The sequence below is a fragment of the Azospirillum himalayense genome (assembly GCF_042657465.1).
Lineage (GTDB): Bacteria > Pseudomonadota > Alphaproteobacteria > Azospirillales > Azospirillaceae > Azospirillum > Azospirillum himalayense.
On record NZ_JBHSLC010000045.1, the window covers coordinates 59,945 to 72,608 of the forward strand.

Genomic DNA, 12,664 nt, shown 5'->3' on the forward strand with positions numbered 1-12,664 from the left:
CGGGAGACAGCCATGACCCGCGACCAGCCGCCGGCCCGCAAGCCGCCGCGCCGCGTCACCGCCCAGTATCTGGAGAACGCGGCCCTGCACTATCTCCAGCGCTTCGCCAGCTCCTCGGCCAGCCTGCGCCGCGTGCTGATGCGCAAGGTCGACCGCTCCGCCCAGGCCCACGGCACCGACCCGGCGGAGGGCGCGCGCTGGGTCGAGGACCTGATCGCCCGCTACCTGCGCAGCGGCCTGCTCAACGACACGGCCTACGCGGAGATGCGGGCGGCCAGTCTGCACCGCCGCGGCACCTCGACCCGCGCCATCCGCGAGAAGCTGTCCGCCAAGGGCATCGGCCGCGACGAGGCCGACCGTGCGCTGGAGTCGCTGGACGAGGAGGTGGAGGGCGACCTGAACCTGACCGCCGCCCTGGCGCTGGCCCGCCGCCGCCGGCTCGGCCCCTACCGCCTGCCGGAGAAGCGCGCGGAGTTCCGCGATAAGGATCTGGCGGCGCTGGGCCGCGCCGGCTTCGCCTACGACATCGCCCGGCGGGTGGTGGACGCCGAAGACCCCGACTCGGTGGAGTAATCCCCTCCCCTCCGCAGCCCGTTCGCCCCGTCCGGCTGTTGTTCGGCAAACGCCACCGGTTCGGGACAGCAGACATGCGCCACGCCGCCCTCGCGGGCCTCACCCTCGCCGCCGGGCTGCTCACAGCCGCCGGGGCCGCCCGCGCGCAGGACGACGAGCGCATGGCGCTGTCGTCGGAGCTGCCGATCACCGTCGAGGACGCCGCCGCCATCGAGAAGGGCAGCGTCGACGTGAAGGTCCGCGCCTTCTTCGACCGGCTGAAGGGGGACGGCGGGCGCAACCGCCTGTCCTTCGACCCGGAACTCCAGGTCGGCGTGGCCAACGGCTTGGCGCTGAAGGTCAATCCCGGCTACCGCGTGGGCAACGCCGACGACGCGCAGCAGGGCGACGTCAAGCTGTCCGCCGAATACAACATCCGTGAACCGTCGCAGGGACGGCTGGGCCTGTCGGTGGAGCCACTGGTCAGCATCCCCTACGGGTCGGGGAGCAAGACGACGGAGGCCGGGCTCACCGGGCGCCTGACCCAGCCGCTCGGCACCGCCGCCGGCGCGCCGCGCCTGCACGCCAACCTGTCCTGGCGGCATCTGTTCGATCCGGAACCGGGCGAGCGCGACAACCGCTTCATCATGGCCGCCGGAATGAACGCGCCGGTCGGCCCCGCCACCGCGGTGGCCTTCGACGTGGTGCGCGAGCAGTCGCAGGAGCGCGGCAAGGCCGACAATTTCGTGGAGGCCGGCGTCCGGCATCTCGTCGGCGAAGACCTCGCCGTGGGTGCCGGTGTCGGCGTCGGGTTCGGCCCCGATTCGCCGCGCTACCGCCTGCTGCTGGGCGTGCATCGATCGTTCTGAAGCCGCCCCCCGGAAACGACAAAACGCGCGCAAAGCCTTTCGGCGATGCGCGCGGCACTCTCAACCGGGGTTCGGTGCAACCGAGAGTCGGAGTCGTCCTGGTGTGGGGCTCAGCACCCGGCCGCGGAGTTTGCTGCCCCGCGGTGACATCACCAGAATCGCCTGGATGCGCTCCGGCGCCTCCAGGCGGTCAGCCTCAGGCCGCGACGGCCTGCTGCTTGTCCTGGGCCTTGGCGATGCGGCGCTTCAGGCGGCGCGCTTCCAGGCTGAGGACATCGTCCTTCGCGTCGAGCAGGAAGGCGTCGAGGCCGCCCTTGTGCTCGATCGAACGGATCGCGTTGGTGGAGATACGCAGGCGCACCATCTGACCCAGAGCGTCGCTCAGCAGCGCGGTTTCCTGCAGGTTCGGCTGGAAACGGCGGCGGGTCTTGTTGTTGGCGTGGCTGACGTTGTTGCCAAACTGCGTGCCCTTGCCGGTCACGGAGCACCGACGTGCCATCGGAGTGATCCTTTATTTTAGCAAATGAAACCCGGTCCCGGGCAGCATACCGCCCGAAGGAGGCGGCGTTATAGTCGAACAAGCGCGCGCCCGTCAAGGAAGGAAGAGACGGGCGCGCGCCGATCGACGGTCCCCGGGCCGGCGGGGACCGCGATCCGGTGGAATCACTGGGCGGCGGGAGCGGCGGCCTTCTTCTCCTCGGCCTTCGGAGCGGCCTTGGGCGCTTCCGGCTTCGGCGCGTCCGGCTTGGCAGCCTCGGCCTTGGGGGCTTCGACCTTCGGGGTCTCCGCCTTCTTCTCCTCGACCTTCGGGGCGGCCTTCACATCGGCCTTCACCTCGGCCTTCGGGGCCTCCGCCTCGGCCTTCGGGGCCTCCGCCTTGGGCGCCGGGGCGGGAGCCGCCTCGACCTTCGGCGTTTCAGCCTTCGCCGGCTCCGCCTTCGGAGCGGGCGCCTCGGCCTTCGGGGCAGCCTTGGGAGCGGCGGCCTTGGCCGGAGCAGCCTTGCGGGCCGCCGGAGCCTTCTTCGGCGCCGGGGCGGGAGCCGGCTCGGCCTTCGCTTCCGCCTTCACCTCGGCCTTCTTCTCTTCGACCTTGGGCGCCTCGACCTTCGGAGCGTCCGCCTTCGGAGCCGGCGCGGCGACCGGAGCAACCTTGGACGCCGGTGCGGCCGGCGACAGGGCCACCGGGCTGACGCCCAGCTCGGCGGCGATCTTCGAGGAGACGTCGAGGACGGTCTGCACCTGGTTGACGACGCGGGCCTGGGCAACGGTCGCCCATTCGCGCTGCACGGCGACGAGGTCCGCCGGGCTGCGCACCTTGGCGAATTCGCTGGCGAACTGGGTCGTCTCGCCGATGCCGGCGGTGACGCCGTCGAGCAGGCGGCGGCAGCCGTCCTGCATCACGCCGGCGACGCGCGTGCCGCGGGCGGCGTAGGTCTCGGCGTTCGCCTTGCCCAGCGGCGACAGGGCGAGAGGCCCATTGGTCAGGGGATTGAAGCGCTCGAAAAGATCCAGAAAGTTGGCGGCCATGTCCTAAGGTCTCCCGTTGACGACTCGACGCGGAGGCGGTGTCGGACAAGTCAACTCCGGCTCATACCCCAGGAGACTGCGGGCAAACCTCTCGCCCAAGCGCCGCGAAGACGCTCCTTTCCCGCCCAGGCCACCATAGGCACGGGAGAATCGCGGCGCAACAAGAAATGTTGCGGTGCAGCATACCCGAAAGGACCTACTCCACCGGGCGCCCGAGGAACTTTTCAAGCAAAACGCGTGCAGCGGCGGTGGGGGTGATGGCGCCGCCGGTCACGCGGGACTCCAGCGCGGACAGATCGGCGCGCACCGCGGGATGCCCCTTGAAGGCGTCCACCAGCGTCTCGCGGATCTCGCTCCACAGCCAGGCGCGGGCCTGCTCGGCGCGGCGCGTGGCGCGGACTCCGGACGCCTCGGTGATCGCCTTGTGCTCCCCGATGGTGTCCCACACCGAATCGATGCCGGCCCTGGTGATGGCCGAGCAGCTCAGCACCGGCACGCGCCAGTCGCCGTGGCGCAGCAGGGTCAGGGCGTGGCGGTAGTCCGCGACGGTATGCCGCGCCGTGTTGGCGAGGTCGCCGTCCGCCTTGTTGACGACCACAAGGTCGGCCAGCTCGACGATGCCCTTCTTGATGCCCTGAAGCTCGTCGCCCCCGGCGGGCAGCAGCAGCAGCATGAACAGGTCGACCATGTCGGCCACCGCCGTCTCCGACTGGCCGACGCCCACCGTCTCCACGACGATCACGTCGAAGCCCGCCGCCTCGCAGATCAGCATGGCCTCGCGCGTGCGGCGGGCCACGCCGCCCAGCGTGGCGCCGGCGGGCGACGGGCGGATGAAGGCGTTCGGTTCGCGCGACAGGTCCACCATGCGGGTCTTGTCGCCCAGGATGGAGCCGCCGGTGCGCTGCGACGACGGGTCGATGGCCAGAACCGCCACCTTGTGCCCCCGCGCGATGACGTGCTGCCCGAACGCCTCGATGAAGGTCGACTTGCCCACCCCCGGCACGCCGGAAATGCCCACCCGCACCGAATTGCCGGTGTGGGGCAGCAGAGTCTCCAGCAGGGCGTCGGCCTGGGCGCGGTGGTCGCGCCGGGTCGATTCGATCAGCGTGATGGCGCGGGCGAGCGCGCGGCGGTCACCCCGCAGGACCGCGTCGGCGAGCGCGGCGGGGGTGTTGAGGGCGGGAGCGGTGGTCATGCAGGGAACCTAGCGGGAGCGGCGGGCGCGGTGAAGCCCCCGCGTCGATCCGCTGCGTCGATCCGCCGGCCCCTATAAGCGTCACGCCGCCTTCGCGGCCAGCCCGTCCAGCCAGACCTCCAGCGCGGCGAACAGGGCGACCGCGGTGGCGCAGGCCGTCCGCACCGACTCGGGCGTGTCCAGATCGCTTTCCAGCCGGGCGAGCAGCGCCTTCCAGCGGCCGGCCATGTCGATCCCGGCCGAGGCCAGGAAGCGCGCCCCGCGCGTGGCGTCGAAGCCCAGCGCGCGGGTGACGTTGGGCAGCATCGCCCGCCCGCCATGGGCGGACCCGTCGAGCACGTAGCGCGCCGCCAGCCGCGCCGGCAGGCTGTCCAACGCCGGCAGCGACCCGGCCACTGGCAGGGAATCCACGTCCACCCCCAGATCGGCGAGATCGGCGCGCAGCAGGTCCAGCCGCTCGGCCCCCTCGCCCAGCGCCCCCTCGCCCAGCGCCCGCTCGCCCAGCGCCCGCTCGATGGGGGCGTTGAAGCCGTGCAGGGCGATCAGGGCGTCGCGGTACTCGTCCGCCGTGATCGACGGGCTGGTCAGCGGGCGCAGCACCGCCGCGCGGTCCAGCCGTTCATGAATGTCGCGGGTCGCCTCGCGCAGCGCCTGCCTTACCGGTCCCAAAGGGATGCTCCGTCGTGATGATGAGGTTAAGTGGGGGCGAGGACTTCCGGAACCGGTTCCGGCCCCTGGGAGGATTCCTGCTGCCGCGCCCACAATGCGGCATAGGCGCCGCCGCGCGACAGCAGTTCCATGTGGCGTCCCCGTTCGATCACACGCCCGGCCTCCATCACCAGGATCTCGTCGGCGTCGATCACGGTGGACAGGCGGTGGGCGATGACCAGCGTGGTGCGGCCCCGGCTGACCTCGCGCAGATTGGCCTGGATCTCCCGCTCGGTGTGGGTGTCGAGCGCCGAGGTCGCCTCGTCGAACAGCAGGATCGCCGGGTTCTTCAGGATGGTGCGGGCGATGGCGACGCGCTGCTTCTCGCCGCCGGACAGCTTCAGCCCGCGCTCCCCCACCGTGGTCTCGTAACCGTCGGGCAGCGCCATGATGAAGTTGTGGATGTGGGCCAGCCGTGCCGCCTGCTCGACCTCCGCCGGGCTGGCCCCGGGGCGGCCGTAGGCGATGTTGTAGTAGACCGTGTCGTTGAACAGCACCGTGTCCTGCGGGACGATGCCGATGGCGCCGCGCAGCGATTGCTGGGTCACCTCCCGGATGTCCTGCCCGTCGATCAGGATGCCGCCGCCCGACACGTCGTAGAAACGGAACAGCAGCCGGCCGATGGTCGATTTGCCCGCCCCGGACGGGCCGACGATGGCCACCGTCCGCCCGGCAGGCACGGTGAAGCTCACCCCCTTGAGGATCGGACGCCGCGGGTCGTAGCCGAACTCCACCCCGTCGAAGCGCAGCTCGCCCCCGGTGATGGCCAACGGGGGAGCGCCCGGCCGGTCGGCCACCTCGCGGTCCACCGACAGCAGCGTCACCATCGACTCCACGTCGATCAGCGCCTGCTTGATCTCGCGGTACACCACCCCGAAGAAGTTCAGCGGCTGGTAGAGCTGGAGCAGGTAGGTGTTCACCAGCACGAAATCGCCCAGCGTCATCGTGCCGTTGACGATGCCGCGCGCCGCCATGCCCATGACCACCGCCAGCCCCAGCGAGATGATCGCCGACTGGCCGATGTTCAGCAGCGACAGGCTGCGCTGGCTCTTGACCGCCGCCTGCTCGTAGGAGGCCAACGCCTGGTCGTAGCGCCGGGCCTCGTGCCCCTCGTTGCCGAAATACTTGACGGTCTCGTAGTTCAGCAGGCTGTCCACCGCCTTGGTGTTGGCCTTGTTGTCGGTCTCGTTCATGGCGCGGCGGAACTGGATGCGCCATTCCGACACGAAGAAGGTGTAGGCGATGTAGCTTCCCACCGTGGCGAAGGTCGCCAGCGCGAACCAGCCGTCGAACATCCGCCACAGGATCACGCAGACCAGTGTGATCTCGACCAGCGTCGGCACGATGGAGAACAGGGCGTAGCGCAGCAGCGTCTCGATGGCGCGGGTGCCGCGCTCCAGCGAGCGGGTAAGCCCGCCGGTCTGGCGCTCCAGATGAAAGCGCAGCGACAGGGCGTGCAGATGCTGGAAGACCGACAGGGCGACCTTGCGGATCGTGCGCTGGGCGACGTTGGCGAACACCGCGTCGCGCAACTCGGCAAAGACCAGCGACATCACGCGCGCCAGCCCGTAGGCGACGATCAGCCCCAGCGGGATGGTCACCAGCGCCCCGGCGTCCCCCGGCGACAGGGCGTCGACCGCCCGCTTGTAGAAAATCGGCACCCAGACGTTCGCCACCTTGGCGCCGACCAGCAGGACCAGCGCCACCACCACGCGCAGCTTCGTCTCGAAGGAATCCCGCGGCCACAGATAGGGGACGAGCGAGCGCAGCGCCGCCATGTCGCCGGTGCTGGACGCGGCCTCCGCATAGGACGGGGCCGGGCTGGGGTTGCTGGTGCGGCGGCGCATGGAAGGTCCGGGGCAGGGGTCGGTTGCCAAAAGCGGCTGCCCTAACCTAGGGCCGCATGCGCCGCCAACCAAGGAAGACGGGCCGTGCGCCGGCTGCATGGCGGTCCGTCGGAGCTTTTCCACACGGCTTACGGGAATCGATCACCGAAAAATTGCACGCGGACGAATGGATAAAACCGTATTAGACTTATTGTCTATCTCCGACGGCGAGGGCTGCGGAGCGATTGCCGCATAGGGCCGAACGTGCTGAAAAATCTCTCCCTGACCGCCAAACTGTCCCTGCTGAACGTGCTGGGGCTGTTCATCCTGGCCATCGTGCTGACTCTGGCCTCCAGCCAGGTGCTGAGCGACCGCAGCGCCGCCTCCGCGCAGGAGCAGCGGGAACGCAGCATGGCGCTGGCCCACATGCTGCTGAAGCAGAACGGCGCCGACTACAGCCTGCGCGACGGCGCGCTTTACGTCGGATCGGTGCGGATCGACGGCGACACCCGCATGGTCGATCAGATCCGCGAGCTGACCGGCGGTGCGGCCACGGTGTTCCGCGGCGACACCCGCGTCGCCACCACCGTGCAGAACCCCGACGGCAGCCGGGCCAACGGCACCAAGCTGGGCGCCGGGCCGGTCTATGACGCTGTCATCATGCAGCGCAAGCCCTACCGCGGCGAGGCCGACATCCTGGGCGAGCGCTACTTCACCTCCTACGACCCGCTGCTCGACGCCTCCGGCTCGGTGGTCGGCGTGCTGTTCGTCGGGCTGAAGCGGGCCGACGTGATGAGGGTGGTGGACGAGGTGGAGCGCGCCATCCTGGTGGTGGCGCCGCTGGTCACGCTGGCCTTCGGTCTGGTCAGCTTCTTCCTGGTCCGCCGCCAGATGGGCGCCGTGCGGGCGATGAGCGCGACCATGCACGACCTTGCCGCCGACAAGCTGGACGTCGCCGTTCCCGGCCTCGACCGTGGCGACGAGATCGGGCAGATGGCCCAGGCGGTGCAGGTGTTCAAGGACAACGCCATCCAGAAGAAGGCGATGGACGAGGCCGAGCGCGCCCGCCTGGAGGCCGAACGCCGCGCCGACGAGGCGCAGCGCGCCCGCGAGGCGGCAATCGGCGAGGAGATCGCCGCGCTGATCGACGGCGTGTCGAAGGGCGACCTGTCGCGCCGCCTCGACCTGACCGGCAAGGACGGCTTCTACAAGAGCATGTCGGCGGGCATCAACCGCCTGACCGACACGGTGGAGGCGGTCATCGCCGACCTCGGCGCGGTGCTCAGCGCGCTCGCCCAGGGCGACCTCAACAAGCGGGTGCAGCGCGACTACGAAGGGGCCTTCCAGACCCTGAAGACCGACGTCAACGCCACCTCCGCCAAGCTGTCGGAGATCGTCGGCCAGATCACCCAGGCGGCGGACACCATCGCCTCGGCGGCGGGCGAGGTCTCCATCGGTTCCTCCGACCTCGCGGAGCGGACGGAGCAGCAGGCCTCCTCGCTGGAGGAGACGGCGGCGAGCATGGAGGAGCTGGGCGCCACGGTGCGCTCCAACGCCGACAACGCCCAGCGCGCCAACGGCATGGCCGCCGACGCCCGCACCGCCGCGGAGTCCGGCGGGACGGTGGCGGATTCGGCGATCGACGCGATGAAGCGCATCGAGGCGTCGAGCCGCAAGATCACCGACATCATCGGGGTGATCGACGAGATTGCATTCCAGACCAACCTGCTGGCGCTGAACGCGGCGGTGGAGGCGGCGCGGGCCGGCGACGCCGGGCGCGGCTTCGCCGTGGTGGCCCAGGAGGTGCGCAACCTTGCCCAGCGCTCCGCCCAGGCGTCCAAGGAGATCAAGGGCCTGATCCTGGACAGCGACGCCCAGGTGAAGGACGGCGTGGAGCTGGTCAAGAAGGCCGGCGACGCGCTGGAGGGCATCGTGTCGGGCGTCCAGCAGGTCGCCGGGCTGATCGCCGAGATGGCCTCGGCGTCGAGCGAGCAGGCGGCGGCGCTCGACGAGATCAATGCCACCGTCTCGCAGATGGACGAGATGACCCAGAAGAACGCCGCACTCGTCGAGGAAACCACCGCCGCGGCGCAGGCCATGGCCGGTCAGGCCAACGACCTGAAGGGGCTGATCGGCTTCTTCAAACTGGACCCGCGGGCCGTTCCGGTCGCGGTTGCGACCACCGCTGCGGCTCCGCGGCACGTCGCACCAGTGGCCCGTCCGACCGCTCCGGCGTCCCGTTCCCGAGCCGCGGCGAAGCCGGCGGCTCGGGCGGAGTCCCATTCGGGCACCGCGCTCAAGCGCAACGTCAGCGAGGACGACGACTGGAAGGAGTTCTGAGGGCCAAAGTCATCATTGCCCCCACCCCGGCCCTCCCCCGCTGTCGCAGGGGAGGGAGATTTCTGCGAAGCGGCGGCAGTCCCCTCTCCTGCGTCAGCGGGGGAGGGTTAGGGTGGGGGCAAGCCGCCCCCCCCGCGCTTAATTCGCGATCGGCGTCGCCTCGATCTTGCGGCGCGGGGCGGCCTTGATCGAGGGGCCGGCGTTGTCCTCCGGCTTGGCGACCGTCGTCGTCGTGCCACGGGCGGTCTGGATGGGCCCGCTGCCGCGCAGGCGCAGCAGATGCATCCGCACATAGGCGGTCGAGCCAACCGCCTGCACCGCCACCCAGTCGGTGCCGCGGGCACGGCCCAGCACCTTCAATGGCTGGCCGGGCGGGAAGGTGGCGATGATGGGCGCGCCGTTGCTCGGCTGCGAGCGCAGCGCGGTGGTCTTGTCGGTTTCCCACTCGCCGGAGACGGTGTCGAACCCGGCCGGGGAGGCGCTGGCGGTCCCCTGCACCACGGGCGCGCGGTTGGTCCGCTCGCCCGTCTGGCAGGCGGTCAGCATCACCGCGCAGACCACGGCGAGGGAGACGGGAACGAGGCGCAGGCGTCTGGTCATCACGGACTCTGTTGGGTAGCCCTTTCGATCGGACGACCATACAGGATGCGCCCCCACCTGCGCCACCGCGCCGCGGCAAAACCGCTATGCACTGTTTGTGGCAGGAAAGTGGCGCCGCCAGATCGCGCCGTCAGGCGAGGACGCCCAGCTGCCAGGCGAAGAAGACCCCCAGCCCCACGGCGATGGTGAGGAGCTGCTTGCCCGTCACCACGCAGGCGAGCACGGCGGCCAGCGCGCCGACCAGCTGCGGGTTCGTCCAGCTCAGTTCCAGCCCCTCTCCGTTCGGGGACAGGATCATCGGCACGATGATGGCGGTCAGCACCGTCACCGGGACGAAGCCCAGCGCCTGTTTCAGCAGCGGCGGGAAGACCACCCGGTCGCCCAGCACGAACAGCGCCGCCTTTACGAAGACGGTGACCGCCGCCATGCCGAGGATCATGACGGTGTTGGTCAGGACGGTCCCGGTCATGCCGCTTCCTCCTCCCGCCGTCCGGCCTCCAGCCCGCCGGAGCGCCAGCGTTGCAGGGCCATCCCCACGGAGACGCCGGCCACCACGGCGGCCATCAGCCCCAGCTTGTAGGGCACATCCTGCCCCAGAAAGGCCACCGCGCCCGCCGCCACCGCCGCCGCGAAGTTGGGCAGGCTGGCAAGCTGCGGGACGACGATGGCGATGAAGGTCGCGACCATCGCGAAGTCGAGCCCCAGCGACTGGAGCTGCGGGAAGGCCGCGCCGAACAGCAGGCCGACCAGGGTCCAGAACTGCCAGTTCGCGTACATCGACAGGCAGGAGCCCAGGAAGTACCAGTGCCCGAGCGGCGCCCGCGGATGCCGCGCGTAGTAGCCGGCCATCACCGCGAAAGTCTCGTCCGTCAGGAAGAAGCCCAGCGTCCAACGCCAGCGCGCCGGCAGATGGGCGACGTGCGGCAGCAGCGTGGCGGCGTAGAGGGCATGGCGCAGGTTCACGATCAGGGTGGTCAGCCAGATCACCGCCAGCCCGGCGTGCCCGGCCACCAGACCCAGCGCGATGAACTGGCTAGACCCCGCATAGACCGACAGGGACATCAGCTGTCCCTGCCACGCCGCCAGCGGCCCGGCGGCCACCAGCGTGCCGAAGATCACCCCGAAGGGCGCCGCGCCGATGACCATCGGCAGGGTGTCGCGGGCGCCGGCGGCGAAGCTGGATCGTCTGGTCATGATCGTTCTGATGCGTCTTCTTGAACCGTTCCTTGGAACAGCGTCGGGTTGCGGACCATAGCGCTGCGACGAGCGCGCCGCCCGCCTTTTATTGTCCGGGAGACAAGTCCATCCACCCCACCCCGCGCAAAATGCCGCATGCGACCGAGCGATGAAAATTTCCCGTATTTAGAGTATTTTTTCGGAATTCTCGCACCCACCGCACCTGCCGGGGAGCCCATTCGCGTGAAGGTACCGTTCAACAACAAGGCCCGTTGGATCGACGACGTCGTCTGGCATCAGATCCCGCGCCTGAAGATCGAGCCGCGGCGCAAGCTCGCCGCGTCGCTGGTCGCGCCCTTCCGGCCCCGCACCCCCGGCTTCAGGCCGTCCGAACGGGCGTTGAGCCTCAAAACCCAATTGGAGACGCGCGGTTACACCGACGCCTTCCGCCTGATGACCGACGAGCAGGTCGCGGCGATGCGGCGCTATTTCGAGGAACAGCCCTGCTTCGACGGCGGCCACCGGCAACATGGCTCCTTCACCATCGACAAGGTGCCGTCACCGGACATCCAGATGGCCCGCTATGTGGAGGAGCAGTTCCTGGCCGCGCCCCACCTGCTGGACACCATCAACCACCCGCTCGTCCTGCAGGTCGCAGAAGCGTTCCATGGCTGCAAGCCGACAATCGACGGCATGTCGGTCTGGTGGTCGCTGGCCCGGCCCAACCCGCGGATCAGCACCCAGAACTACCACCGGGACTACAACCAGGTCCGCCATTTCAAGATGTTCCTGTACCTGACGGACACCGACATGGGCGGCGGGCCGCATGTCTACGTCCCTGCCTCCCAGCACGGACAGGAACTGCTGGAGCGGCGCAATCATTCGGACGCCGAGGTCGAGGCGGTCTACGGCGCGTCGGCGCCCGTCGCGCTGACCGGGCGGGCGGGCGACTGCTTCCTGGCCGACAACATCGGGATGCACAAGGCACTCCAGCCGACGCACAGCGACCGGCTGATCGTCGTCACCGAATACACGCTGCTGCGCAACCGCTTCGGCCCGCTCCAGCCGGTGCTGCCGAATCCGGACCGCTGTTACGATCCCTACATCAACCGGGTCTATCTGCGGAGTTAACGATTCCGATGGGGCTGGTGTGCCGGGGGGAGGGCTTTCCATCCGTCCGGCTTTCCGGCAGGCTGGTCCCATGAAACCCGATTCCTGCTTCGAGTTTCCCGTCCACACGGCGGGGGAACGTGCGGCGGACGTGGTCATCCACGCCATCGGCGTGATCGCCGGCCTGATCGGCGCGTCCTGGCTGCTGGCCGTGACGGCGGGCCATGTTTCCGCGACTGAGATGGTGTCGCTGGTCGCCTACGGCGCCGGGCTGGTCGGCATGCTGAGCGCGTCGGCCGCCTACAACCTGGCCCCGCCGGGGCGGCGCAAGGCGGTGCTGCGGCGGGTCGACCACGCGATGATCTATGTGATGATCGCCGGCAGCTACACCCCCTTCACCCTGAACCGGCTGGACGGCGGCGCCGGGCTCGCGCTGGGGATCGGGGTGTGGGTGGTGGCGCTGGGCGGGGTCGCGCTGAAACTGTTGGCCCCCTGGCGGTACGAACGGCTGGGCTTCGTGCTCTATCTCGGGCTCGGCTGGGCCATCCTGTCGGTGGCCGAACCGCTGTGGCGGTCGCTGTCGCCGACGACGCTGCTTCTGCTGGCGGTCGGCGGGGTGGTCTACACGGTGGGGGCCTTCATCCACACGCTGGACCGCCTGCCCTACAACATCCCGGTCTGGCACGCACTGGTCGTCGTCGCGGCCTCCTGCCACTTCGCCGCGGTGGCGCGGGAGTTCGTGGTGACATGACAAACGAGGG

The 12,664-nt window shown here is 69.8% G+C and carries 13 protein-coding genes; 5 read left to right on the forward strand and 8 right to left on the reverse strand.

The genetic code is table 11. The features are described from left to right. Positions 1–12: 12 nt before the first annotated feature. Together ACFPMG_RS20905 and ACFPMG_RS20910 are read left to right on the forward strand one after the other, a co-directional pair. Complete coding sequence (locus ACFPMG_RS20905; protein WP_103040682.1) at positions 13–573, forward strand: regulatory protein RecX; 561 nt, start codon at positions 13–15, stop codon at positions 571–573. Between the two features lie 74 nt (positions 574–647). Then, positions 648–1,421 carry a hypothetical protein gene (locus ACFPMG_RS20910; protein WP_376997129.1) on the forward strand — a complete coding sequence of 258 codons (774 nt, stop codon included), beginning with the start codon at positions 648–650 and terminating at the stop codon, positions 1,419–1,421. 196 nt (positions 1,422–1,617) lie between these two features. Here the strand turns inward: ACFPMG_RS20910 and rpmB are convergent, their stop codons facing one another. The 5 genes from rpmB to ACFPMG_RS20935 form a co-directional block, all read right to left on the reverse strand. Next, positions 1,618–1,920, reverse strand: a complete 303-nt coding sequence (gene rpmB, locus ACFPMG_RS20915; RefSeq protein ID WP_014198082.1) for a 50S ribosomal protein L28 — start codon at positions 1,918–1,920, stop codon at positions 1,618–1,620. Positions 1,921–2,084: 164 nt separating this feature from the next. Next, positions 2,085–2,948, reverse strand: a complete 864-nt coding sequence (locus ACFPMG_RS20920) for a phasin family protein (RefSeq protein ID WP_376997130.1) — start codon at positions 2,946–2,948, stop codon at positions 2,085–2,087. Positions 2,949–3,144: 196 nt separating this feature from the next. Next, entirely contained in the window at positions 3,145–4,143 is a 999-nt protein-coding gene (gene meaB, locus ACFPMG_RS20925; protein WP_376997131.1) for a methylmalonyl Co-A mutase-associated GTPase MeaB, read from the reverse strand. 81 nt (positions 4,144–4,224) lie between these two features. Further along, complete coding sequence (locus ACFPMG_RS20930) at positions 4,225–4,812, reverse strand: biliverdin-producing heme oxygenase (protein WP_376997132.1); 588 nt, start codon at positions 4,810–4,812, stop codon at positions 4,225–4,227. A 26-nt stretch (positions 4,813–4,838) separates the two neighbouring features. Then, positions 4,839–6,698 carry an ABCB family ABC transporter ATP-binding protein/permease gene (locus tag ACFPMG_RS20935; RefSeq protein WP_094306498.1) on the reverse strand — a complete coding sequence of 620 codons (1,860 nt, stop codon included), beginning with the start codon at positions 6,696–6,698 and terminating at the stop codon, positions 4,839–4,841. 243 nt (positions 6,699–6,941) lie between these two features. Here ACFPMG_RS20935 and ACFPMG_RS20940 point away from each other — a divergent pair, with 243 nt between their 5' ends. Further along, positions 6,942–9,017 (forward strand): methyl-accepting chemotaxis protein, encoded by a 2,076-nt coding sequence (locus ACFPMG_RS20940; protein WP_376997133.1) that lies wholly within the window; start codon positions 6,942–6,944, stop codon positions 9,015–9,017. 138 nt (positions 9,018–9,155) lie between these two features. Here the strand turns inward: ACFPMG_RS20940 and ACFPMG_RS20945 are convergent, their stop codons facing one another. The 3 genes from ACFPMG_RS20945 to ACFPMG_RS20955 all read right to left on the reverse strand — a co-directional run bounded on the left by ACFPMG_RS20945 (position 9,156) and on the right by ACFPMG_RS20955 (position 10,811). After that, a complete protein-coding gene (locus ACFPMG_RS20945; protein ID WP_376997134.1) occupies positions 9,156–9,617 on the reverse strand; it encodes an SH3 domain-containing protein in 462 nt (153 codons plus the stop codon). A gap of 130 nt (positions 9,618–9,747) precedes the next feature. Further along, a complete protein-coding gene (locus tag ACFPMG_RS20950) occupies positions 9,748–10,086 on the reverse strand; it encodes an AzlD domain-containing protein (RefSeq protein WP_376997135.1) in 339 nt (112 codons plus the stop codon). Continuing rightward, complete coding sequence (locus ACFPMG_RS20955) at positions 10,083–10,811, reverse strand: AzlC family ABC transporter permease (protein WP_376997136.1); 729 nt, start codon at positions 10,809–10,811, stop codon at positions 10,083–10,085. Before ACFPMG_RS20955 ends, ACFPMG_RS20950 begins: the two co-directional genes overlap by 4 nt. 225 nt (positions 10,812–11,036) lie before the next feature. Here ACFPMG_RS20955 and ACFPMG_RS20960 point away from each other — a divergent pair, with 225 nt between their 5' ends. Continuing rightward, complete coding sequence (locus ACFPMG_RS20960; RefSeq protein ID WP_376997137.1) at positions 11,037–11,924, forward strand: phytanoyl-CoA dioxygenase family protein; 888 nt, start codon at positions 11,037–11,039, stop codon at positions 11,922–11,924. Positions 11,925–11,994: 70 nt separating this feature from the next. Continuing rightward, positions 11,995–12,654 (forward strand): PAQR family membrane homeostasis protein TrhA, encoded by a 660-nt coding sequence (gene trhA / locus ACFPMG_RS20965; protein ID WP_376997138.1) that lies wholly within the window; start codon positions 11,995–11,997, stop codon positions 12,652–12,654. Positions 12,655–12,664 lie beyond the last annotated feature (10 nt).

Excerpts from the sequence above, each read along its gene's own strand:
- ACFPMG_RS20905 (WP_103040682.1), top strand. The coding sequence starts at position 13 with ATGACCCGCGACCAGCCGCCGGCCCGCAAGCCGCCGCGCCGCGTCACC.
- ACFPMG_RS20910 (WP_376997129.1), top strand. The coding sequence starts at position 648 with ATGCGCCACGCCGCCCTCGCGGGCCTCACCCTCGCCGCCGGGCTGCTC.
- rpmB (WP_014198082.1), bottom strand. The coding sequence starts at position 1,920 with ATGGCACGTCGGTGCTCCGTGACCGGCAAGGGCACGCAGTTTGGCAAC.
- ACFPMG_RS20920 (WP_376997130.1), bottom strand. The coding sequence starts at position 2,948 with ATGGCCGCCAACTTTCTGGATCTTTTCGAGCGCTTCAATCCCCTGACC.
- meaB (WP_376997131.1), bottom strand. The coding sequence starts at position 4,143 with ATGACCACCGCTCCCGCCCTCAACACCCCCGCCGCGCTCGCCGACGCG.
- ACFPMG_RS20935 (WP_094306498.1), bottom strand. The coding sequence starts at position 6,698 with ATGCGCCGCCGCACCAGCAACCCCAGCCCGGCCCCGTCCTATGCGGAG.
- ACFPMG_RS20945 (WP_376997134.1), bottom strand. The coding sequence starts at position 9,617 with ATGACCAGACGCCTGCGCCTCGTTCCCGTCTCCCTCGCCGTGGTCTGC.
- ACFPMG_RS20950 (WP_376997135.1), bottom strand. The coding sequence starts at position 10,086 with ATGACCGGGACCGTCCTGACCAACACCGTCATGATCCTCGGCATGGCG.
- ACFPMG_RS20955 (WP_376997136.1), bottom strand. The coding sequence starts at position 10,811 with ATGACCAGACGATCCAGCTTCGCCGCCGGCGCCCGCGACACCCTGCCG.
- trhA (WP_376997138.1), top strand. The coding sequence starts at position 11,995 with ATGAAACCCGATTCCTGCTTCGAGTTTCCCGTCCACACGGCGGGGGAA.